This is a genomic window from Thermogemmatispora sp. (assembly GCF_042408735.1).
Taxonomy (GTDB): domain Bacteria; phylum Chloroflexota; class Ktedonobacteria; order Ktedonobacterales; family Ktedonobacteraceae; genus Thermogemmatispora.
This window is the reverse complement of sequence record NZ_JBHOQV010000186.1, coordinates 24,984-45,901: the sequence shown is the minus strand read 5'-3', so window position 1 is coordinate 45,901 and position 20,918 is coordinate 24,984. Positions and strand designations below refer to the sequence as shown.

The following is a 20,918-nucleotide window of genomic DNA, read 5'->3' as shown; positions in this document are numbered from 1 at the left end:
GCCGGCAACACCTGAAGCCGCTGGGCGAACTGGCCGCAAGGCCAGAGGCAGGCGTCGAGGGTGGGGTCGGTGATTGGGGTGAAGTCGTAACAAGGTAGCCGTACCGGAAGGTGCGGCTGGATCACCTCCTTTCTAGGGAGTCGACTGGAGGGTTTCCCAGCAGGCAGTAGAGACGCGGAGCCGCTATGAGAGGACTCGCTCCTCTCCTCTGCTACTCCGGCCAGGGTGTTAACTCATCACCCGGTTGTGTCTCTGGTTCCGCCTCTGCCTCGCTTGCTCCTCCTCTCCCAGGTCGATCCTGTCACCCGTCTCAAGGTCCCGGCTTCTCCTCTCTGCGAAGTCGGGAAGTCCGCTAGAAACCCCCTTGCCAGAAACGCTGGCGGGTGGTAAAATAATAGCCGGCGAGCGGGTGGCAGCGCGCAGAGAGAACACCACTTGCCATCAGGCTGATGCCTGACAGGTCGGTCGTCAGCTACTCAGCCTTATCACTCTCCAGGTGTTCGGGTCACCCGGCACGCATCCCTCAAGGCATTCCCTTGAGATCTCTAACTGCGGGCTATTAGCTCAGATGGTTAGAGCGCAGTCCTGATAAGACTGAGGTCCCTGGTTCGATTCCAGGATAGCCCACCTACCCGTACAGGGGGATGTAGCTTAGCTGGTAGAGCGCTGCCTTTGCACGGCAGAGGTCAGGGGTTCGAGTCCCCTCATCTCCACCTGAGGGGATGTCAGTTCCCTGATGAACTGACTCGACTCGTTGGTTGCCCGCCTGTCCATGCAGGTGGGGCGGTGACTATAGCGGAAGGGTTACACCCGTTCCCATCCCGAACACGGAAGTTAAGCCTTCCAGCCCCGATGATACTGCGGGGGGGACCCCGTGGGAAAGTAGGACGTCGCCGCCCCACCTGCCTGGACGGGCGCTTTTTGTTTCCTTTTCCTCCCCCTTCGACTCCTTTTCTCCCTCCTCCGCACGCAGGGCCGTAGAACCTACGATGGACACTGGCGCCGCCCTTCGCCTATAATAGATTCTGAACCCATGATGTTGGCGTTCTGGCTGCCCTGCCGGCCTGTGACTGGCAGGAAGTCGCTGGTCATGAAGCGGAGCGGGGGCCGAAAAGCTCTGCTCATGTCATCTCTGTGGGGAGCTTGTTTGACTGGGGGAATTGCTCGGATGAAGCCCTGGAAGCTCTTGACACGCCTGGCTGTGGCGCTCTTCCTCGTGTTGATCATCGTGGCTATCTTCGGCCCGAACCTGGCCGATCTTGCTAAGGGCCTCCTCGGCAATGTCAGCAAGCCGTTCTCCAGCACGCTCTCTTTGCCGTCCTCCAATATTCAGGCCCACCTGGTCCATTCCCCAACGGATCCCTCGACTTTCTCCCCCTCCCATCTGCAGCTCGCCGTTCAGGGCCTCAAACCGGCCACTACGTATTATCTGACTATCAATGAGGGCAGTTGCAGCGGCCCCACGCTCATCCTGGTCGGCTCGCTGACGACCGACGATGTCGGGGCCGCCTTGAAGGATTTCTCGCTCGATCTGAGCGATCCCGCTAGCTTCGCCTCGCGCAAGTTGTGGCTGAATTTCCATAGCGGCGGCTTCAGTGGAACAAGTAGTGCCTGCTCTCCTATCGATACTTCTTTGCTCCGCTAGCTTTTGCTTTCCTGCCTGGCACAAAGGCAAAGGGAGGGAAAAGCTGGCCTGGCTTCTCTCTCTAAAGGCAGACTGGTCTCTGCCAGCAAGGGACCTCTCTGGGCTTTGATTACTGGCTGCCTGCAGCGCCAGAGGAGCGCTGCTGCTTAGCGCCTCATGATAAGTACCTTGAAGTTCCCCAGTCCGGCAGGGTCAGTCAGGGCCAGTACTTGCTGGCGCAGGTTGTACCAGCGCAGTAGGGCGATCTGCCCGCGATCGCTGGCCCGCTCCTGGTCGGCTGCCGCGAAGTGAGTGCGGCGAAGGCCCTCCAGCTCCTCAAAGATGCCCATGCGCTCTAGCCAGGCGCGCTGCGTGGTGAAGAGGCGCCGGCGCAGACCGTGGCGACGCCCCTCGTCGATCAGGGCGCTGAAGTTGACATGGGCAGTGATGTCTTGCTCCCCCGGCCTCATCAGCGGCTGCTCGTTGATGCGATGCTGATAGTAGCAGAGCAGTGTCCCACGGAGCCGCGAGCGGTGGTAGAGCTGAGAGGCCCGGTCGCCATAGTCGATCACGAGTAGAAAGCCGCGTCGAAGGAGCGAGGCTTGCAGCTCTACCCAACGGAGGGCTGCCAGATTAATCTCCGCTCGCCAGCCATCGGGAAAACTGCGCCAGCGGGGACAATAGCGGTCAAGGTAGCCGACCACTGCTGGCGTGGATGGGGCGGCAGCAATTGCCTGTAATCGGCCTTTGTCGACATCTACGTAGATTTCATAGAGCTGACCCTGATGCACTTCAACGAGATGCACCGGGAAGGCATCGACTAACTCGTTGGCCAGGATAACCTGCGGCTCCCCTTCTTGTTGACGAAGCTGCTGCAGGGTCTCGCCAGAGAGTGCATCTTCTCCTCGCTGCAAGTCCAGGCTGCGGTAGCTCAAGGCCGCGGCAAACTCTGGACGCTCTTCCTGAAGACTGGCGCGGACCTCTTGCTCTAGCTCACCGCGCCCGGCTCCTTGCTCCCAGACGCGAAAGGGCTGCGGGCGGCCCAACTCCTCCCACATCTGGTAGAGCTGACGCCCCAAGCAGTGAGCGAAGAAGGAGCCAAGATCGCCGCTGGTGAAGTAGTCTCCTGACCAGCCGATGCGCGGAAGGCCGGCAGTATAGTAGCCATTTTCGGGATCGTAGAGGACCATACGCATATATTCTGCGAAAGAGAGCGGCCCTTCGCGCTCGATGCGTGCTATCACTCTTTGTTCAAGGAGAGAGCTTGTGGTCATCGGTGCACCTTTTTGAGAACAGTGAGCCGAGCTGGCGGGCGCAGGCGCTGGGGGAACAGCAGAACAGCAGGTTGCCTCCGACGGTGAGGAGAGGTGCTCTCCCGGAGACCGGCCAGGCACGCACGCAGGCACGCAGACAGACAGACAGGATCGGGAAAGCACCGTCTGGGTAAGCCGCCGACCGCTAGGGACGGGCTGGGGCAGCGAAGAAGTGGGTGATCAGCAGGTCAAAAGCGACCTCGGGACTGAGACGGCTGCGCTTGAGAGCGGCGTCTGTCTCAACAAGCTGGCGATAGATGAACTCTAACTGAGCAAGGCTGAAGTGCCGCACTTGCTGAGCGGCTCGCTCGGCAATAAAAGGCGCAACGCCAAGCGTTGAGGCGATCTCGGCTGCCCGCAATCCCTTCTGGCTAAGCTCTTTAACAAGCAAGAGTGTGCGCACCTGGGAGAGCAGGAAGCCTAGCAGCAGCAACGGTGGCTGTCCCTCGGAGAGCAGACTATGGAGGATGTCAAAGGCATGCTGCGGTCTCCGCTGAGCCAGAGCATCGGTTAGCTCAAAAATGCGCGTCTCCTGGACCTGGGCGGAAAGTGCCCGCACGTCCGGGACATCGATGGTCCCACCTTCGCCGACATAGGTGGCGAGCTTTTCCAGCTCGTTGGCCAGCATGCGGGTCTGACTCCCGATGAAGTTGGCCAACAGGGCCACCGCCTCGCGCGTAATGCGAACTTTGAGCAGGGCAGCTCGCTCTTCGATCCAGCGTTCGAGGGCGGCCCCTTTCGGGAGCAGGCTTTTAATCTCTTGACCATGACGACGGGCGGCCTCAACCAGCGGGTGGCGCGCCTCCAGTACCTCATCGACCAGGAGAATTAAAGTAGTCGAAGCTGGCATCGAGGGCACAAATTGGGCCAGACCCTGCTCGAAGTCGGCGCGCGAAGAGCCAGCGGCTTTCTTGCCTCCCTTGCGCGCACGGCTGCGCTTGCGTTCTTCGCCGGCCTCGCCCGCTGTTGTTCCGGACCCCGTCTCGCCCTCGGGAACGCTGGCTCCCTGGCGCTCGTGGGCGGTCGAGGAACTGCTCCGGCGCTTGCGGGGCAGCCCCTCAACGATCACCAGCCGACCCTCGCTCAGGAAAGGCAAAGTGCTACAGGTAGCGACGATGGTTGCTAGCTCGGTCTCATCGCCGTGGTAGACATCCTGGTTGTAGCCAAAGTCCCCCTGCTGGCGGAGGCGTCTCAGCGCCTCACGGCTGCTGAACTCATCATCGCCATGCAGCAAATAGAACATAGCGCTCTCACTTGCTCCCAACCAAAAAGACCCCTCCGCTGGCAAACTCACCTGTGAGCTGGCGCGCTCCGGCTGGGCCCCACCTCACTCGGGCAGAAGAGTTGTCTGCCGGCGCGAGCGGCGGCTCTCGGAGCGCGCAACGATCCAGTCGGTCAGCATGCCGCCGACCAGGCCCAGGACACTACACAGGAAGAGCGAGCCAAAGAAGGTCGCCCCGACCTGAGCATTGGGCAAGGGCGTATCGAAAATCAGCGTATCGACCCAGCCTAAGATTGCCAGCAGGCCAATAAAGGCCCCGATAAAGGCTCCCAGAATCACGGCCCAGCGCCGTCTGACCAGCACCATGCTGACCCAGAAAATCACGAAGAGCGAAAGGGGCAGCGACAGCAAGAAGCCGAAGAAGCTGGCCAGGAAAAGCCCGTCGCCGGGGTTGATGATAAGTGCTGGTCCTCCCATAGACCTCGCATTGCCTCCCGCTAGCTAGCTTTTGCGTTCGTATTATACTGCAGCCCCAGAGGACTGACAATAGCTCTGCCTGCCATTGGACCGGTCCGGCAGGACCTGCCAACTCGTCGGGGAAGGGACTGGCGCGGGCATCTGCATCCCTTGCTCGCAAGCTACCATCTCTAGCCAGGGCGGCCCTTCTCGCCTGCAACACCTCCCAGCACTCTGCGTATATATAGGCGGTTAAATCAAGCAACAATTTTACGTCTCAGCAAGACGAATTCGAGGAAAAGGCCATGATGAATCGAATGACAACCCTGGGCTTGGACGAGCGTCTAGAACGGGCGCTTGCTTACGTGCTATTGTGGATCTCGGGCCTGATCCTCCTTGTGATCGAGAAGAACCGCAACGTCCGCTGGCACGCTGCCCAATCGCTGGTAACCTTTGGCTCGCTCTCGCTGGTTATTATGGTGCTCCAGTTCCTCCACGGGATGTTGAGCCTGCTGCCACTCGTCGGCTGGCTTATCGGCTTTGGGCTGAGCTTGCTGCTCAACCTGCTCGGCTGGCTGATGCTCCTGCTTTGGATCTGGTTAATGGTGATGGCCTGGCTCAGGCCAGACTACCGACTGCCCTTTTTCAGCCAGCTAGCCGATCACCTTGTGTAGCGGGCCAGAAGTGAGGCGATCAGGCCACCGCTCAGAGTGGCCAGGAAATTCACCGTATCGTTGTTCACTCCTGGCAGACCGCGCAGGCGCCGGGTGACAGTCTGACAGCTTTGGTGAAGAGGTTGCTCTGTCTCCTGACCACAGCGCGGACAGCAATAGACGGTCTGTAAGGTAGCTCCAAGGAAGCTGTCGATCAGGCTCCCCGCGAGGCCACTGGAACAGGCGAGGAAAGCCAAGGGCAGGGATCGGCCTCTGACCCCCCCTCGGGGAAGGCCCGACAAAAAGTCGCCCAGGGCGAACAATCCCTGCAAGACAATTCCGCTGCTCAGCGCACCGGCAGCGGCGGCAAGGGTGCCCGGCCAGGAAAGCGCCCCCGAGGTCCCTGGAGCGACGGGGCGACCAGTCGTCAGCAGGCGGGGAGGACGGGAGGCCAACATCCCCACTTCGGTGGCCCAGGTGTCGGCGGTGGCCGTAGCCAGGGCACCCCCAAAGGCGGCTAGCCACAGATCAGGGGAATCGCTCTCTGGATGGGCGAGGGAGTCCAAAGCGCCGCTGGAGCGGCGGCGCAATCCATAGCGTAGCGCACACCAGGTGGCCACGCCGCCGTTGGCCAGTACCTGCAACATGTCGCGAGCGCTGCCCTTGGCCAGCTTCTCCGCTGTAGCATGGACCTTTTTCTGGGGGCGAAAGCGAGAAAGCAGAGTGGAGGAAACGAAGAAGAAGATGAGGGAGAGGCCCAGCTCCCAACCGCCGATGCCGGCGGTCAGCGTGCCTGTAGCGATAGCCGCCGGCACCCCGCTCCGGCTAAGGGCGCCACGCCGCCGGGCAAGCAGGCTGATCCCGCTGCTCACTAGTAACCACAAGATAAGCTGTCGCCACCACGGGCGCTGACTGGTCCTCCTTTTCCCCATCGCTGTTTCTCCTCCTTTGTCTGGCGAATGATAAGCATCTGTCCTATCTTTTGTTACAGAATGCCGACAGGGCCAGTTCTATTGTAAAAAGGGCCTTGCTCGTCTGCAAGGGACGAGGAGCGGAGTCTGCAGGGGAGAGAAGTAAGTAGTACTTTTGGTTGGGAATTATGGATCTATAGTATCATATCAGTGAGCCTGGTCATGTTTATCACCAGGTGGTGGCCATAGCAATCGAGGCGGCGACCAGCGCAGTGCGTTGCGTGCCAGCGAAAAGCATGCTACACTGCGAGCGAGCCAGATCCAGGAGCGAAGGAGACGGCCTGGTGAAAGTGAGGAGCAACAGTGATTAGGTGTAGCAACTGTGGAGAGCCAGTCGCTGCCGGCATGGCGACGTGCCGGCGCTGCGGCTTGCCGTTATCTGGCGGAGTTGGAAGTGCTGCAAGTGCTGCAAGTGCTGCAGATGCGCAGAAGGGGATACCTCAGCGGTCGGAGTTACCAGCGTGGCTGCAATCGTTGCGGGCGGGCGAGCGCTTGCCAGCGGGTGCTACCGGCCCCATTCCTCTCTCTGCTGCTGATCTGATCGACGAGGATAGCCTCCCGAGCTGGATGCGCGCGGAGCAAAAGGAAGATACGGCCGAATATCAGTTTCCTGCCGGTTCCCAGTTCGGCGGGCCGACGGGCTACACGCCGCCCTCGCCGGCTCGGGGGATTGCTGCGCGCTCTCTCATCGATGAGCAGGCCCTGCCCTCCTGGATGCGTGAGGGACAGGGGCAGGAGGGAGCAGGGGTGCGTGAGGGGGGCCTGAGCGGTCAGAAGGACATTCCCGCCTCCAGTCTGGTTGAGCCGGAGGCTCTACCGGACTGGATGAAGTCCTTGGAGCCGTCGAAGGGAGGATCGGCTCCCTCGTCGATGCCTGCGGAGCCGGCTGCTCCTGAGTGGACCCGACCGGCAGCTAGCCAGCCAGGACCGGCCCCTGTGCCTGGGCAGCCGCTGCAAGCTCGTGATCTGATCGATCCGCAGCAGTTGCCAGATTGGCTGCGGAGTCAAGGCGCGAGCGCCGAGGCGGCGCCGAAGCCGGGTGCTCCCGGAGTGGGAGGCGCTACCAGGCTGGAGGCGGCTTCTCTGATCGATATGAATGCTTTGCCCACCTGGCTGCGTGAGGGCCAGCCAGAGAGAACAGGCCCGGCGCCTGCGCCGGCCTCGTCGGGGGCGCCGACCAGCCCGGCAGGCCCTCCTCCTTCACCAGCGGTGCCTGCCGGCGGCCTGACAGCGGCCTCGCTCATCGATATGAATGCCTTGCCCGAATGGCTACGCTCCTCGATGGAAACACCTCCTCCGGCTGGCTCCGGCGGACAGGGTCCGCTGGCCGCAATGGCCGCACAAGAGCCTGGGCGCCCCGTGCCCGATCCCATGCAGCCGCGCGTGGAGAACATGCGCGTACCCAGCCGACCCCGCACGGAGCTGGGCGTCAGCGAGCAGAGCGAGGCGGCGGCCAATGTCTTCGCTTCTCTTCTGGGTGTGGCCTCGGCTACGCCTTCGTTGCCTGCTCAGGGAGCCGATCCACGCTACGGACAGATGGCGCCATCCTCTCCCCCATCCGCTCCGGCTGCCGGCGGAGTGCCCAGCGCGCCGGCAGGCCCTCCCGGGTATCCCGCTGCCTACGTCGGCGCCAATGCCAGCGCGAATCCTATGCCAGCAGCTCCCGCCTACGCGCCTCCCCCATCAGCGCCCGCTCCGGGGCCGGGCGGCGCCGAGGCGCAGGCTCAGGCCCGGGCCCAGGCTCAGGCCCGGCCTGCCAGGCGCAGCTTCCTCGATGTGATTCGTAGCTGGTTCCCGCATTAGGTGAGAGAAGAGGGGTGTTCCGGAGATGCAGACGCAGTTGAATCAGCAGGAGGGTCAGGCGGCAGCTCATAGAAAGGATGCCGCTACCGCAAATTCTATTCTGGTGGCCGACTGCGGCAGTGTCCTGACTAAGGTCTCGTTGCTGGGTCTGGTCGAGGGACAGTATCGCCTGATGGCGCGCGGCGAGGCCCCGACGACGTTGGCCGCTCCCCAGGAGGATATTACCCAGGGTATCGTGCAGGCCATTAATGAGATCGAGCTGGTCACAGGACGGCAAATTGTCGCCAATGGACGTTTGCTGGCCCCAGAACAGCCAGATGGGAACGGCGTGGATGTCTTCGTGACGACCATTAGCGCTGGCGGCCCGCTGCGCCTGGTCGTTTTAGGGGCGGCCAGCCCTGCGCTGACCGAACTGGTAAGCCAGGCTGTCTCGGGCCTCTACGCGGAGACGCAGGCTTTGCCTTCCCCAAGTTTCACAGCCAGCATGAGCGTCGGCCAGCTCTCCCAGCCCGGGACTACGCCCTTGCCTGGCGTCAGTCCGCTACCCTGGACTTCCGAACGCCTGGCTCTGGAGTGGCGCCGCCAGCTCGATCGTTTGCGCGAATTGCAGCCACATGCGGCCATCATCGTCGGTATGGCCGATGGGCCTACGGGCCCCACCCCCATTCAGGAGGCCTGTCAGCTTCTGGTCAATGCGGCTCACGAGCAGCGCGAGAAGACGAAGATTTTCCCGCTTCCGGTCCTCTATGCCGCCGCCCCTCAGTATGTGGAGGCCTCGCGCCGTCTGATCGACGGCGCCGGCGAGGTCTTACGCCTGGACCCCCTGGTCTCGGCCTCCAATCTCGGCCCGATCAGTCTGGCCGTCAATGCCCTCTACGAGCGCACTATCCTGCGCCGCTTGCCCGGCAGCGAGACCCTCTGGTCCTGGTCTTCGGCCGCCCCTGTGGCGACGGCGACCTCGCTCAGCAGCCTGGTACGCTTTCTGGCTCACCACTATACGATGAATGTGATGGCCGTCGATGCTGGAGGGGCCAACACAACCTTGCTGCTGGCTGGCGAGCGCGGCGAGTTTATACCGATGGTCAACGCGGGCATCGGGGTCGGCTCCGGTTTGGGCGAGCTGCTCAAGCGCGTCGGTTCCCAGCACATCAGCCGCTGGCTCCCGTTTGATGTCTCTGACGAGGAGCTGCGTCAGTTTGTGCTCAATACGATGCTGCATCCCCATGTCGTCCCCAGCAGTCAGCGGGAGCTGCAGATCAGCCAGGCTTTTGCGCGCGAGGCGATCCTGCTGACCGCCGAAGCTCTCAAGACTGGGGCTGGGGCCTTGAACGATTTTTCGCCCGATCTGATCCTGGCCACCGGCAGTGTCCTGGCCCATGCCCCTCGTCCCGCTCAGGCGGCCTTGATGCTGCTCGATGCCTTGCAACCGCGGGGCGTGACCTCGCTGGTCTTGGATCGCACCTTGCTCTTCCAGCAATTGGGGGCGATTGCCACCGTGAACCCCGTGGCTGCCGTACAGGTTAACGAGAACGATGCGGTCACCCATCGCCTGGGCACCTGTGTCATCCCCTATGGGGCGCTGCCGCCCGACCAGATTGCGCTGCGCGTTGTTCTGGAGTATAGTAATGGACGGCAGGTCCAGGTTGAGGTCATGAGCGGTTCGATCGAGGTGGTTCCTCTGCGCTTGAACGAGCAGGCCTTGCTGACGCTCTATCCGGCCCCGTCGGTCGATGTGGGACTGGGTCCAGGCGAGCGCGCTCGCGCGGCCGAAGAGATCGATGGTGGCCTGGTGGGTCTGATCATTGATGCCCGCGGTCGCCCGCTGGTACTGCCGGCGGATAAGGCTGAGCGCCAGGCGCGCTTGTTGCAGTGGTCTCAGGCGATCGGAGCCTAGCCTGGTCTGACCGCGGTCGGTCATCGGTCCGGCTGGCTGGCTGGTCTGGCCGCTGGGCCCACCCGATATGCTCGCTCTCTGACCCGATTGCGGGTGTTTGCCTGACGGCCTGAGATTCTCTCTAAGGCGCTTTGTTGCTGATTATGCCTTTGTGATCTGGTGCGCGTGGGAGGCGCCCACTACGATGGCCTATCCCCTGGGGTGGTCTGTACGCTTGCAGGTCGTGGTACGCAGGGAGCGCTGGCCCGGTGGCTCGCGTGCGGGAGCGGTGGCTCTGGTCTATCCTGGCCAGGTAGTCGAGCCTGACCAGCCGGTGATCCGGCTGAAGCGCGAGGAACGTGGCGAGGAGCTGGGCGATCTGCCCCGTCTCTCGCTGCCGGCGGTGACGCGGAAGCTACCAGCTATCCGGCCAACGGGGACGCATCTTCCGGGCGATACTCAGACGGCGCTGGCCGTGCCTGCCCTGGGAGAGGAGACGGTGCCGGCTGGCCTGCGGGGACGCGTTGTCGACGTGACGGCCCGCGGCGGAGTAGTAATCGAAAGTCGGGTGGTGGCTGTTCAGGGAGTCCTCGGGGCCGGCCCCCAGGTGGCTGGGGTCCTGACCCTCTGGCGGGCGCTCGGCAGTGATGGCTCGCGTTCGGTGCAGCCTATTCCTCCCGGAGCGATCCTGGTGGTGCCCGGCCCACTGAGCTTCCTCCTGCTACGTCATGCCCTCAATTCTGGCGTGGTCGGCATCATCGCCAGCAGTATTTTCTTGCGCGATCTCGAAGGCTTCCTTCACGCCGACCTGCTCGAGCTGGTGAACAGCCCAAACGGGGAGGCCCTCCAGGCCCATCTGCCTCCCTTGACGATCATGCTGACGGAGGGCCTTGGAAGCCTGGCGATGCCAGCCCGCCTGCTGCAACTGCTGAGCTGTTATCAGGGACGCGTGGCCCTCCTCTCGGGTTTGACCTCGGTTCGACAGCATGTCCTGCCCGAGCTGCTGATCTCGCTGACCTCCGCTGAGGCCGAAGCTCTTCCCCGTCAGGAGCCGCACCTGGAGCTGGTTCCGGGCGCCAGGGTACGTGTCCGCGGCGGCGACTACTGCGGAAGAACTGGTGAGATTCTCTCGCTTTTTCGCCATCGCCAGCGTCTTCCGTCGGGAGTGCAGGCTTACGCCGCCCACGTCCTTCTAGAAGAGGGCCAGGTGATCATGACGGCTCTGGCCTGCCTCGATCGCATCGGCTAGCTTCCCGACGGCTCCCTCCGCCGCCTGTGCCCTGGTGGGCATTCACCGGCCCCTGGTTCTCTTGCTCTTGTTGATCTATCACTTTCTGGCTGCTGCTCTGAGCTGAGGGAGCGGCCTCGAAGAAGCTGAGGTGTTGGTTTTGACTACTGGCGATTGGAATGCCTCCTTGTACGATGCGAAGCACGCCTTCGTCTTTGCCTATGGCAGCGACCTGCTGGAGCTGCTGGCGCCGCACGCGGGCGAGCTGATCCTCGATGTGGGCTGCGGGACAGGCCATCTGACGGCTGCCATTGCCCAGAGTGGGGCGCGGGTGGTGGGCCTCGATCGCTCGCCGGCGATGATCGAGGCTGCTCGTCAACGCTATCCAACGCTCGAATGGCATCTGGACGATATTCGCTCTTTCCTCTATCCCCAGCCCTTTGATGCCATCTTCTCTAACGCTACGCTGCACTGGATACGCGAGCCAGAGGCTGTCGTCGAGAGACTGGCTCGCCTGCTTCGACCAGGTGGGCGCCTGGTCCTGGAGATGGGGGGACGCGGCAACGTGGCGGCCGTCTGCTCCGCTGTCGAAAAGGTGCTGCAGGCGCGCCTGGCGATCAGGCCGGCCAATCCCTGGTACTTTCCCGCCCTGGGAGAGTATGCCGCTTTGCTGGAGGCCCACGGCTTCGAGGTCCAGGCGGCCTGGCTCTTTAAGCGACCAACTGTGTTGGAAGATGGTGAGCGGGGGCTGCGCCTCTGGTTGGAGATGTTCGGCTCCCCCCTCTTAGAGGCCGTGCCGGAGGAGCGCAAGGAGGAGATTCTAAGCGCTGTCGAGGAGCAGGCCCGCCCTGCCCTTTTCAAAGAAGGACATTGGGAGCTGGATTATCGCCGTCTGCGCGTTCTGGCTCATCGCCTTTGAGCAGGCTGCTGCATCCAGTCTCAGAGTTATCCACACTGGTGGAGAGTTATCCACATATACCACCACAAGATGTGGATAACTCCCCCGATTCCAGCACAAGATGTGGATAATTCTGGCTACTGTTGAGGTAAAAGCAGAGAGCGCCCCGTCATCTCGCGCGGCTGAGACAGCCCCATAATCTGCAGGATGGTCGGCGCAATATCGGCCAGGATGCCGTCGCTGCGCAGCTTCGCGTCGGCGAGCTGGGGCACGACCAGGTAGAGGGGTACCGGGTTTGTCGTGTGGGCCGTCATGGGTTTGCCGCTGTCGTAGTAGATCATCTGCTCGGCGTTGCCGTGATCGGCGGTGATCAGCAGGCCACCACCGGCGGCCAGAGTGGCTTCTACGACACGCCCGACGCCTGCGTCAACGGCCTCGACGGCTTTGATCGCGGCCTCCAGCACACCTGTGTGGCCGACCATGTCGGCGTTGGCGTAGTTCATAATCACCAGGTCGTACTGGCCGCTGCGAATGCGCTCGATCGCCGTCTCGGTCACACCGGCGGCGCTCATCTCGGGCTGCAGATCGTAGGTGGGAACCTTTGGCGAAGGGACAAGCAGACGATCCTCGCCTGGAAAGGGCGTCTCGCGGCGCCCGTTGATAAAGTAGGTCACGTGAGCATACTTCTCGGTTTCTGCCGTGTGGAACTGGCGCAGGCCGTGTTCGGAGACGACGCGGGCCAGCGGCATCTCAACCTCGTCGGCACGGAAAGCCACCTCTGCCGGCAGGCCAGCCTCGTACTCGGTCATCATCACAAAGACGAGGTCGCGCAGACGGGGACCGCGCTCGAATTTGCCAGCAGCCTGAGGCGGTAGCTCTTCCAGGACGAAGGCTTTGGTCAGTTGGCGGGCGCGGTCGGGACGGAAATTATAGTGGATGAGGGCGTCACCTTCCTTAACGAGAGCCAACGGGTGCTCCTCTTCCATGATCACCGTGGGAACAATGAATTCGTCGGTGACGTCGCGTTCGTAGGATTGCTGGATAGCGGCGACCGCCGATGAGGCGCGCTCACCTTCGCCGCGCGTCATGGCAAAGTATGTTTTGGCGGTGCGTTCCCACCGGTTGTCTCGATCCATCGCATAGTAGCGCCCGCTGACCGTGGCCACGCGCGCCGGATGCTCGCCCCCAATCTCACGGGCGCGCGTCTCCAGGCGCTTCATGAACTCGATGCCAGCGGTAGGCGAGGTATCTCGCCCGTCGGTAAAAGCGTGGATGTAGACCCGCTCGATCTCGTGCTGACGGGCCAGACGTAGCAGGGCCTCCAGATGGTCCTCATGAGCGTGAACGCCGCCGTTGCCAAGCAAACCGCAGATATGCAAACGCGAGTGGTTGCGTCTGACATGCTCGATAGCCTTCAGCAGCGCCGGGTTCTGGTAGAAGCTGCCGTCCTGGATAGACTCGCTGATGCGCGTGAAGTCCTGCAGGACGCGCTTGCCAGCCCCGATGTTCTGATGGCCCACCTCGGAATTGCCCATCTGGCCCGGAGGCAGACCAACCGCCTCGCCCGAGGTTCTGACCAGGGTGTGTGGCCAGCGGCGCTCCAGCTCGTCGATGTGTGGCGTGCGCGCCAGGGCGATAGCGTTGCCTTCCTTGCGCGGGTTGAACCCCCAGCCGTCCATGACGATCAGCACGAACGGGCGCGGTCGCCCAGTAGATGCCTTACTCATCGTTCCTCGTTCTGCTCCAGTCAAAAAGTTAAGGGGTGTGTCCTATTGTATCATGGTCGCCTCCGAGCTTCAGCAGGCGAAGCTCAAAAAGCCACCAGGCCAGCAAGGTCGGATGATAGCAGGGCCGGGCCGGCGGATAACCAGGGGATAACCCCCTGAGAGGAGAAGAAAGCGCCTGGCCAGGTGCCCCACAGTTCCGCTCTGGATTGGGACCCGCCCGAGGAGAGGGGGACGCCGCTGAGCGGGCAAAGCTGGCTATCGCCTGTGGACTGGGGCCATGATATAATAAATCCGTTGCACTTGCTGTGACCTGTCCTGGATCTGATAGAGAGGCAGATCGCTTCCAGCAATTCCCCCGCCGACATCGCTCAAAGCTCGAAGAAGGAGAAAGCCAATCGTAGCGAACCAGCAAAGGAACGACTTTATTAGGGAAGGGAAGCGAATATACACACATTCGATGCGTGACATCATTTTGGCACTGGCCCGGACTTTTCGCGCGCATAACAAACAACTGTATATGGTGGGGGGGACGGTGCGCGATGTGCTGCTGGGACGCAGTGAGTCAAGCGATGCCGACCTGGCGACGGATGCGCGCCCGGATGAGGTCAAGCGTCTGGTGGCGCCGACAAGACCCACAGCTATTGTGCTGGTAGGGGAGCGCTTTGGCACAGTGCGCCTGCACTATGACGAGCATATTATTGAGATCACGACCTTCCGCGACGAGCGCTACAATCCCGAATCGCGCAAGCCGGAGGTTTGCTTTGGCACTGTCCTGGAGGAGGACCTGCGCCGGCGCGATTTCACAATCAACGCCATGGCCTACGATCCTCTAACGGGCCAGCTCTATGACCCCTTCGGCGGGCGCCTTGATCTGGCGCGCCGCGTCTTGCGGGCCGTCGGCAACGAGCCTGATAAGCGCTTCGACGAGGACCCTCTGCGCCTCTTGCGTGCCGTTCGCCTGGCGGCCCAGCTCAACTTTAGCATCGAGGAGGAGACCCGGCGCGCGATCGTTCGTCAGGCCAGCAAGCTACAAAAGATCAGCCGCGAGCGCATTCGGGACGAGATGCACAAGTTGCTGCTCTCGCCGCATCCGGCCCGTGGCCTGGATCTGCTGGTTGAGCTGGGCCTCATGCAGTGGATCATCCCCGAGGTCCTTGAGCTGCGCGGTGTGAGCCAGCAGCAGAATCCGCGCGGCGTCTCCTCGAAGGACGTCTATGCCCACGTGCTGCGGGTCGTGGAACGCACCTCGCCGCGCCCAGTGGCCCGTTGGAGCGCGCTGCTGCACGATATTGCCAAACCACGCACTCGGACGGTCGAAGAGGGCAAGGTCCATTTCTTCGGCCACGAGGAGGTCGGGGCGGCGATGGCACGCGATATCTTGCGTCGCCTCCACTTCGATCGCGATTTCTGCGAGCGCGTGGCGCGTGTAGTCCGCTTGCATATGCGGGCCAATGCCTATACTTCCGATTGGACCGATGGAGCGGTGCGACGCCTGATGCTGGAGGCCAACGACGATCTGGAGGACCTGCTCGATCTCTCTCGCGCCGACATTACCAGCTACCGCGCTGATAAGGTGTCGCGCGCCGCCGCTCGCGTCCTGGAGCTGGCCGAGCGTTGCCGCCGCTTGAAGGAGGAGGCCGAGCGCGTACCTCTGAAAAGCCCTCTCGATGGCCACGAGCTGATGGCCATGTTCGGTCGCGGCCCCGGTCCCTGGCTGCGGCCTCTCAAGGACTACCTGCTCAGCCTGGTCATCGATGGCGTGCTGGCCCCCGACGATAAGGAGCGCGCTGCTCAGTTTGCCCGAGAGTTCATGGCCCGGCAAGAGCAGCAGGCCGAAGGTGCCCAACAACAACCACAACAACAGTCAGAGAAACAGCAAGAAGAGCGACATGAGGGTTTGAGCCATGCCAAAGAATAAGCCAGAAGCCCAGGGACAGCCGCAGTCGCAGGCGGCTGCCTCTCGCCCGTCCTCCTCTACCTCCTCTTCTTCGTCTGCTTCCCAAAAGCTCAGGGCAGACGAGCAATCTCTAGAGGCGCGCAAGGGACGACAGGAGCAGAAGCCCCGTATCGGTGGTCCGGCTGTGCCTGGGGCCAAGTCGACGCTGCCGCGAACCGTGACCTCCAACGACCCTCAGCAGCAGCAGTTGGAGAGCATGAACCGCGAGATGCGCCGCCGCCTGCGTCAGATGAAGGCCGGCCCCTATAGCGAGACCCCTTCTCCCGCCGAGAAGTACCGCAAGAAGCTAGAGAAGCGGAAAAAGAAGCAGGAACAGAAAAAGAAGGCAGTGGAGAGGATCGTCGAGACGGCTCCACGCCAGATCCACCTTGGGCGCCGCCTTACTTATTTTGTCATCGCCATCGTGCTGCTCCTGGTGGTATTGATTGCCCTGGCTGTCCTCCACCACTTCGGCGTCTTCTAGCGCTCACTCATCTTGTGCTGCTTGCCTTGAGACGCCGGCTTGCTTCTCTCTTGGCGCGGCGCTGTGCTGAGCCTCTGTCGCTCCTCTCCGCCTGAGAGAGCCGCCCTACGTCGGCTTTAAAGCAACTTGCGATGGAGGATGGAGATCAGGGTATCGGTCAGCGTGAGGATCTCCTCATACTGGCGTGCCTGCTCCTCCAACGGGAAGCCACGATTCCGCCAGCGAGGAAGCAGGTGCTGCTCAAAGGCGGCCAGCTCGCTGCGGACCAGTTGGCGCAGATGGAAGCGGATGAGCGTCACCAAGGCCAGCGGCAGGCCCAGCTCTGTCAGTCGGCGGTACAATTCGACCAGCAGGAGATCATCACCCGTGAACAGGAGCTGCCCGCCGCTCTGGACAGGAAAAAGCAGCTCTAGTCTCAGTAGCTCTTCAAGCAGCTCCGGCGCGATTCCTGTTTGCTCAAGCAGCAGCTCGCGGCTGAAAAGCGTTTCTTGACCGCTTGTCGCTAGAGGACGAAGCAGCCGTTGCTTAAGGGCCAGATTCATCTGGATCTCGCCGTGTTGGGCGCGGATCTCCAATAACTGCCTGATCAGGTCAAGCGGGAGGTTGTGCCGCTCTTTCAGCTCTTTGATCAGGGTGAGGACTCGCACATGTTCCCCGCTGTAGTAGGCAATGCGCCCTCGCTTGTGGGGCGGCGGCAGCAAACCCTGAGTATTGTAGAAGCGGATGGTACGGCTGGGAATGCCCGTCGCCTGTGATAGCTCATCGATGCTCAGCTCGCGCTCGACATCTTCTTGCTGCAAGGAAAGCGGACCTCGGCACTGATAAGATGATTGCTGTTACATATAACGTGCCGCTGACCAGCTTTCAAGACCCGGTGGGTGGGAGAATGGCGGGCAGGAGTCTTCTCTTAGGTAAGCCTGCAGCAAAGGCGGGGCCGGCGGCGCCTCTCCTCTTGCTCCCGCCCGCCGAGCCGAGCCGGGCCTCCCAGCTCGGCTCGGCCGCAGGAGCAAGGGTGGGACAGACGCTGCCGGCTCTCTGGACACTCGAAGACTCTCTGCTCAGCGCTCAGGCGGAGGCGCCGCTACCGCCAGCGGCTTCGCTGCTCGGATTCGCTCCCTCTGGCGCGCCAATGACCTCGGCCAGTATTTCCTCATCAGAGACATCGCGTCGCATGGTGGCCTGGCCGATGAAGTAGATCACAGCTCCGGCGACCAGCGAAATCAGGGCAAAGCCCACCAGCGAGAGATCCCAGGCGAGCGTGCTGATCAGGGTGGTCCAGGGCGAGATAAAGATGACGGCCACGCCGAAGGCGCTGGCGATACAGCCGATGGCCGCACAGAGGTAGAAGACCCAGTCTGGAGCCAATTGCACGCGCTGGAAACTCTCACGATACTTATAGCGGATATAGATCACGTCAATGAAGAGGAAGACCATCGAGATGCACCAGATAATGGTGACTGCGGCCTGCAGGACATCGTAGACCACCGTTGAGAGGTCTGAGGGCTTGAGGGCCTGAATCACGAAGGGGGCGATGACGAAGGTGATGAGGGTCAAGATCCCCGAGATGATGCTCTGGACTACTACCGCTACCCAGGGCACACGGTTGCGATTGACCTTGCTCATCACGGTGGGCAGGCGCCGGTCGAGGCCGGAGACGAAGAGCAGACGCCCGAAGGAGTAGTTGTAGACGACGGTGTTGAAGAGGAAGAAGCCAATAAAGATCAGGTTGACGATGGTGGCCAGCACGTTGCCCGCCGGACCAAAGCCGTACTTGACGGCTGCTGCCACAACTGAGGGATTCCCCTGGCTCTGGATGGTCGGGGGGACGGCCATCATGACGCCGAAGGTCCCCAGCAGGTAGGCCACCATCACCACAACCGAGCCCCAGAGCAGGTAGCGCGTGATGGCGCGCGTGTTCTGGATCTCTACCCCCATGTTCAGGGGAACTTCGATGCCCAGCAGAGCCAGGATCACCAGACCGTAGAAGGTGTAGTTCGTGCTGTTAAGCCCCCAGCGAGCAGGGGAGAAGTCGGCCTGGGCCGGGTGGCCGCTCAGGAGCCAGATCAGGCCGGCAAGGCCGACGAGAAGTATGGCGCCGCCGTAAGCCACAAAGATGACGTTGACGAGGTTCTGCGTCACGCGGAAGCGCAGGACCGAGAGCAGGCATGAGAGGGCGATCACCAGGAGAATGACGAGTCCCTGCTGCCAGGGCTCCGGCAGCAGGCTGAGATTATACTGGCTGCCAAGCTGCTGAATAAGGGAGACCACGGCATCGCCGGTCGCGATCATCACCAGAACGCCGGGCCACCAGGCGCAGAAGCCGGCGAAGAAGCCCATGAAGGCCCCGAAAGCGCGCGTGGTCCAGACGTAGATCGATCCTTCCCCCGGGAACATCAGGCCAAGCTGGCCGGTAACGATGGCTCCGGGAATGAGGAAGGTCAGGAACCCTAGAAGCCAGTAGATAAAGGCGGCTGCTCCCGCTCCGGTGACAACGCTGGAGTTGCTGATGAAGAGAACGATGGCGACAAAGATGGCGACCATGTCGAAGGAGTTGAGCACCTTCGGGAGAATGCCGCCGGCGATACGCTCGGAGCGCAGGACTGTACCGGTCTTCTCTGCTGCTGTTTCCATGAGGGCTTACCTCCCGGCTGAGACGTTGACCGCTAGCCAAGCGTGGTTGCCTGCAGAACAGTCTGCCTGACCCTGCCTGCTTGCCCGCCTGGTCCTGCCTCCCTTTCTCCCTTCTCATCCCCTCACCTCTCTCCTGGCGCAGGACGCCGGGCGCGCGCAGGCCGAGAAGGCTGGCAAGGCCACACTTGAGCGGCCCTGACAACGGTCGGTCCTTATGGTGAGAGGCTGTTGAGCCTACCTGACCCGGCTGGCTGACTGGCTGGCTAATTGACCTGGCCTCAGCAAACCTGGCCTGAGTGGCTCTCTTTTTCAGTGCTGGCAAGCGCTGAACTTGGGCGCGAGTTGGGCGCAGGGTGGAGGAGCAAAGCCTGGGGGACATAGATCCGCCTTGCTCATCCGCTGAGGGCGAGGCGCCCTCGCTTGCCTTCCTGATTGGAACGGGCTAGCCGATAAGGCTGTTGTACGGCTGAGCTATCTGGAGCTAGAAAACATCCCCCTTTCCGTAACTTCCTGTCACGATGGAAAGCGCTTCCTTGCCCTGGTGAACGCATAGGGCGGGCATGAATGAAGACCTGAATCAGCGACTGGCGCCCGGCCCGGCGGCCGAAGCTGCGGCGAGAGGCTCTCTACCTAAGAGTAAGTATAGACGACAGTGGGCCAATGCGCCAGGGTCAGCTTTTCTTGGCTGAAGGGCTAGGCGAAGGCGTGGGAGTCGCTTGCTGGCTGCCGCCGTTCAGCTTGGCCTTTTCCTCGGCGATCTTGCGCTGTACGCCCCGCAGGTAGGCTTGAGTACCGTCGAGATCGGCATCGGTGATAGCCTGTAGCTGCTTTGGCATCTGCTTCACTTGGGTCGACCAGCTCTCCAGCACGGTCTGCAGGGCAGCCAGCACCTGATTGTCCTGGCCGATGTTGGCCAACCATTGCCGGGCCTGTTTGAAGGCACGCAGGGTCACGTTCAAGAAATCGCCTGTAACGTTGGCGGCCAGGGTCAGCAGCGGACTGACAAAGACGTCGTAGGCCGTGCGTAGCAGGCGAGCTGCAGCGATGGCGGCATCGAGAGAGACTCCTTCGATGCTCTCCAGGGAGGAGATCAGTTCCTTGCGCACGGAGTCGGCGCCGGCCTGGAAGCCGCGGTTGAAGGCGTCGGCCACCTGGCGCTCGATATTGTTAGCGGTATTGCCGAGGGTTTCTGGAATCTTGGGGGCCAGTTGCGAAGCGGCAACCACCGCACCGCCGGTGGCGGCCACGCCCAGGCCGACCAGAACGCGGCGCCGTGTGAGGATGCGCTTTTTCCGGCGGGGCTTCTCCTCTTCGAAGTATTCCTCTTCCTCGGGCGGGTAGTTGTCTGGCTCCGGTTCGGCCAACCAGCGCGTGGCCGGGTGCCTGGTGGCTCGTCGCCTGACTGACGGCAGCGGCTCACCGCTCTCGAAAGCCATCTCCTCCTCTTGCTCCTGAGCCAGCTCGTCCTCGTAGCGGCTCACCAGGGCGGCATTACCTCTGTAGCGCTCCTGCTCGTAGCTCTCCTCAGGATCCGGAGAGGCAAAACCATATGGCTCCGGCTCTTCGTCAACAACCGCAATGACCTCGTCGTCCCAGCCCTCGGCCTCTTCCTCCTCTTCCTCTTCCGCTAGCTGGCGGCGTGAAGGGAGGCGTGAGGAAAGGCGAGCCGGGCGCGGCACAGCTGTGGCGTGCCGCTCGTGGCTGTAGAGCGTATGGCTCCGGCCCCGAGTCAAAGGGAATGGCTCTTCCTCCATCTCCGGAGACGCGGTCAAGATCCCTTCGCTGTGCAGACTCATCTCCTCGCGCTTGCTTGCCAGAATGCTCTGACGCATCAGTTGCCGCGTTCGGCGCAGATCAGGGCGCCGCGTTAGCAGGGAGCCAGAGGGGGTACGGCTGCTGCTGCTGCTATTGCTGCTGGCGGAGGGCCAGCGCGTCTGCGCCGTCTGTCCACGATAGCTCTGCGATCTCAACCCTTCGTAGTCTTCCTGGCTGTACTGGCGGCCCGGACTTCTGCGATAGAGCCTTCTCTCCATACGCTCGTTTGTCATGTATTCCTCCCAACACTGATCAGGCTGTTCGGGCGGCGGCGTGGTCTCCTT

The 20,918-nt window shown here is 62.3% G+C and carries 16 protein-coding genes, 2 tRNA genes and 2 rRNA genes; 12 read left to right on the top strand and 8 right to left on the bottom strand.

Features of this window, described 5'->3' with window-relative positions:
- From ACFMO7_RS19805 to ACFMO7_RS19785, 5 genes are all read left to right on the top strand, one after another.
- Positions 1-132, top strand: a 16S ribosomal RNA gene (locus tag ACFMO7_RS19805); the annotation flags it as partial.
- A gap of 421 nt (positions 133-553) precedes the next feature.
- Positions 554-627, top strand: a tRNA-Ile gene (locus ACFMO7_RS19800).
- 13 nt (positions 628-640) lie between these two features.
- Positions 641-713: transfer RNA gene (locus ACFMO7_RS19795), tRNA-Ala, on the top strand.
- Positions 714-782: 69 nt separating this feature from the next.
- A 5S ribosomal RNA gene (gene rrf / locus ACFMO7_RS19790) occupies positions 783-899 on the top strand.
- A 269-nt stretch (positions 900-1,168) separates the two neighbouring features.
- Complete coding sequence (locus ACFMO7_RS19785) at positions 1,169-1,645, top strand: hypothetical protein (RefSeq protein WP_376797209.1); 477 nt, start codon at positions 1,169-1,171, stop codon at positions 1,643-1,645.
- 146 nt (positions 1,646-1,791) lie between these two features.
- Here ACFMO7_RS19785 and ACFMO7_RS19780 read toward each other — a convergent pair whose 3' ends face one another.
- From ACFMO7_RS19780 to ACFMO7_RS19770, 3 genes are all read right to left on the bottom strand, one after another.
- On the bottom strand, positions 1,792-2,898 hold the full coding sequence (locus ACFMO7_RS19780) for a class I SAM-dependent methyltransferase (protein WP_376797208.1): 1,107 nt from the start codon (positions 2,896-2,898) through the stop codon (positions 1,792-1,794).
- A 184-nt stretch (positions 2,899-3,082) separates the two neighbouring features.
- Positions 3,083-4,180 (bottom strand): DNA polymerase III subunit delta, encoded by a 1,098-nt coding sequence (holA, locus tag ACFMO7_RS19775; RefSeq protein ID WP_376797207.1) that lies wholly within the window; start codon positions 4,178-4,180, stop codon positions 3,083-3,085.
- A gap of 84 nt (positions 4,181-4,264) precedes the next feature.
- Positions 4,265-4,636, bottom strand: a complete 372-nt coding sequence (locus ACFMO7_RS19770) for a PTS sucrose transporter subunit IIBC (RefSeq protein WP_376797206.1) — start codon at positions 4,634-4,636, stop codon at positions 4,265-4,267.
- A gap of 284 nt (positions 4,637-4,920) precedes the next feature.
- Here ACFMO7_RS19770 and ACFMO7_RS19765 point away from each other — a divergent pair, with 284 nt between their 5' ends.
- Positions 4,921-5,289: a DUF4870 domain-containing protein gene (locus tag ACFMO7_RS19765; protein ID WP_376797205.1), complete on the top strand. Its 369-nt coding sequence runs from the start codon at positions 4,921-4,923 to the stop codon at positions 5,287-5,289.
- Here the strand turns inward: ACFMO7_RS19765 and ACFMO7_RS19760 are convergent.
- On the bottom strand, positions 5,277-6,200 hold the full coding sequence (locus tag ACFMO7_RS19760) for a DUF92 domain-containing protein (protein WP_376797204.1): 924 nt from the start codon (positions 6,198-6,200) through the stop codon (positions 5,277-5,279). The genes ACFMO7_RS19765 and ACFMO7_RS19760 overlap by 13 nt on opposite strands.
- 531 nt (positions 6,201-6,731) lie before the next feature.
- Between ACFMO7_RS19760 and ACFMO7_RS19755 the strand changes: the two genes are divergently transcribed.
- The 4 genes from ACFMO7_RS19755 (at position 6,732) to ACFMO7_RS19740 (ending at position 12,062) form a co-directional block, all read left to right on the top strand.
- Positions 6,732-8,042: a hypothetical protein gene (locus ACFMO7_RS19755; RefSeq protein ID WP_376797203.1), complete on the top strand. Its 1,311-nt coding sequence runs from the start codon at positions 6,732-6,734 to the stop codon at positions 8,040-8,042.
- Between the two features lie 25 nt (positions 8,043-8,067).
- Positions 8,068-9,936, top strand: coding sequence for a glutamate mutase L (locus tag ACFMO7_RS19750; RefSeq protein ID WP_376797202.1), 1,869 nt, complete (start codon positions 8,068-8,070; stop codon positions 9,934-9,936).
- A 184-nt stretch (positions 9,937-10,120) separates the two neighbouring features.
- The gene (locus ACFMO7_RS19745) at positions 10,121-11,164 is read left to right on the top strand and encodes a hypothetical protein (protein WP_376797201.1); all 1,044 of its coding nucleotides are present in this window, start codon (positions 10,121-10,123) and stop codon (positions 11,162-11,164) included.
- Between the two features lie 130 nt (positions 11,165-11,294).
- The gene (locus ACFMO7_RS19740) at positions 11,295-12,062 is read left to right on the top strand and encodes a class I SAM-dependent methyltransferase (protein WP_376797200.1); all 768 of its coding nucleotides are present in this window, start codon (positions 11,295-11,297) and stop codon (positions 12,060-12,062) included.
- Between the two features lie 116 nt (positions 12,063-12,178).
- On the opposite strand, the gene gpmI is transcribed toward ACFMO7_RS19740, so the two are convergent.
- A complete protein-coding gene (gpmI, locus tag ACFMO7_RS19735) occupies positions 12,179-13,768 on the bottom strand; it encodes a 2,3-bisphosphoglycerate-independent phosphoglycerate mutase (protein ID WP_376797199.1) in 1,590 nt (529 codons plus the stop codon).
- 457 nt (positions 13,769-14,225) lie between these two features.
- Between gpmI and ACFMO7_RS19730 the strand changes: the two genes are divergently transcribed.
- Positions 14,226-15,686, top strand: coding sequence for a CCA tRNA nucleotidyltransferase (locus ACFMO7_RS19730; RefSeq protein ID WP_376797198.1), 1,461 nt, complete (start codon positions 14,226-14,228; stop codon positions 15,684-15,686).
- Entirely contained in the window at positions 15,673-16,188 is a 516-nt protein-coding gene (locus ACFMO7_RS19725; protein ID WP_376797197.1) for a hypothetical protein, read from the top strand. The genes ACFMO7_RS19730 and ACFMO7_RS19725 overlap by 14 nt, the downstream gene beginning before the upstream one ends.
- Positions 16,189-16,304: 116 nt before the next feature.
- On the opposite strand, the gene ACFMO7_RS19720 is transcribed toward ACFMO7_RS19725, so the two are convergent.
- From ACFMO7_RS19720 to ACFMO7_RS19710, 3 genes are all read right to left on the bottom strand, one after another.
- Entirely contained in the window at positions 16,305-16,988 is a 684-nt protein-coding gene (locus tag ACFMO7_RS19720; protein WP_376797196.1) for a helix-turn-helix domain-containing protein, read from the bottom strand.
- Positions 16,989-17,253: 265 nt separating this feature from the next.
- A complete protein-coding gene (locus tag ACFMO7_RS19715; protein ID WP_376797195.1) occupies positions 17,254-18,819 on the bottom strand; it encodes an APC family permease in 1,566 nt (521 codons plus the stop codon).
- Between the two features lie 671 nt (positions 18,820-19,490).
- Positions 19,491-20,867 (bottom strand): hypothetical protein, encoded by a 1,377-nt coding sequence (locus ACFMO7_RS19710; protein WP_376797194.1) that lies wholly within the window; start codon positions 20,865-20,867, stop codon positions 19,491-19,493.
- Positions 20,868-20,918 lie beyond the last annotated feature (51 nt).

Excerpts from the sequence above, each read along its gene's own strand:
- ACFMO7_RS19785 (WP_376797209.1), top strand. The coding sequence starts at position 1,169 with ATGAAGCCCTGGAAGCTCTTGACACGCCTGGCTGTGGCGCTCTTCCTC.
- ACFMO7_RS19750 (WP_376797202.1), top strand. The coding sequence starts at position 8,068 with ATGCAGACGCAGTTGAATCAGCAGGAGGGTCAGGCGGCAGCTCATAGA.
- gpmI (WP_376797199.1), bottom strand. The coding sequence starts at position 13,768 with ATGAGTAAGGCATCTACTGGGCGACCGCGCCCGTTCGTGCTGATCGTC.
- ACFMO7_RS19730 (WP_376797198.1), top strand. The coding sequence starts at position 14,226 with ATGCGTGACATCATTTTGGCACTGGCCCGGACTTTTCGCGCGCATAAC.
- ACFMO7_RS19745 (WP_376797201.1), top strand. The coding sequence starts at position 10,121 with ATGGCCTATCCCCTGGGGTGGTCTGTACGCTTGCAGGTCGTGGTACGC.
- ACFMO7_RS19780 (WP_376797208.1), bottom strand. The coding sequence starts at position 2,898 with ATGACCACAAGCTCTCTCCTTGAACAAAGAGTGATAGCACGCATCGAG.
- holA (WP_376797207.1), bottom strand. The coding sequence starts at position 4,180 with ATGTTCTATTTGCTGCATGGCGATGATGAGTTCAGCAGCCGTGAGGCG.
- ACFMO7_RS19715 (WP_376797195.1), bottom strand. The coding sequence starts at position 18,819 with ATGGAAACAGCAGCAGAGAAGACCGGTACAGTCCTGCGCTCCGAGCGT.
- ACFMO7_RS19725 (WP_376797197.1), top strand. The coding sequence starts at position 15,673 with ATGCCAAAGAATAAGCCAGAAGCCCAGGGACAGCCGCAGTCGCAGGCG.
- ACFMO7_RS19770 (WP_376797206.1), bottom strand. The coding sequence starts at position 4,636 with ATGGGAGGACCAGCACTTATCATCAACCCCGGCGACGGGCTTTTCCTG.
- ACFMO7_RS19710 (WP_376797194.1), bottom strand. The coding sequence starts at position 20,867 with ATGACAAACGAGCGTATGGAGAGAAGGCTCTATCGCAGAAGTCCGGGC.
- ACFMO7_RS19765 (WP_376797205.1), top strand. The coding sequence starts at position 4,921 with ATGATGAATCGAATGACAACCCTGGGCTTGGACGAGCGTCTAGAACGG.
- ACFMO7_RS19760 (WP_376797204.1), bottom strand. The coding sequence starts at position 6,200 with ATGGGGAAAAGGAGGACCAGTCAGCGCCCGTGGTGGCGACAGCTTATC.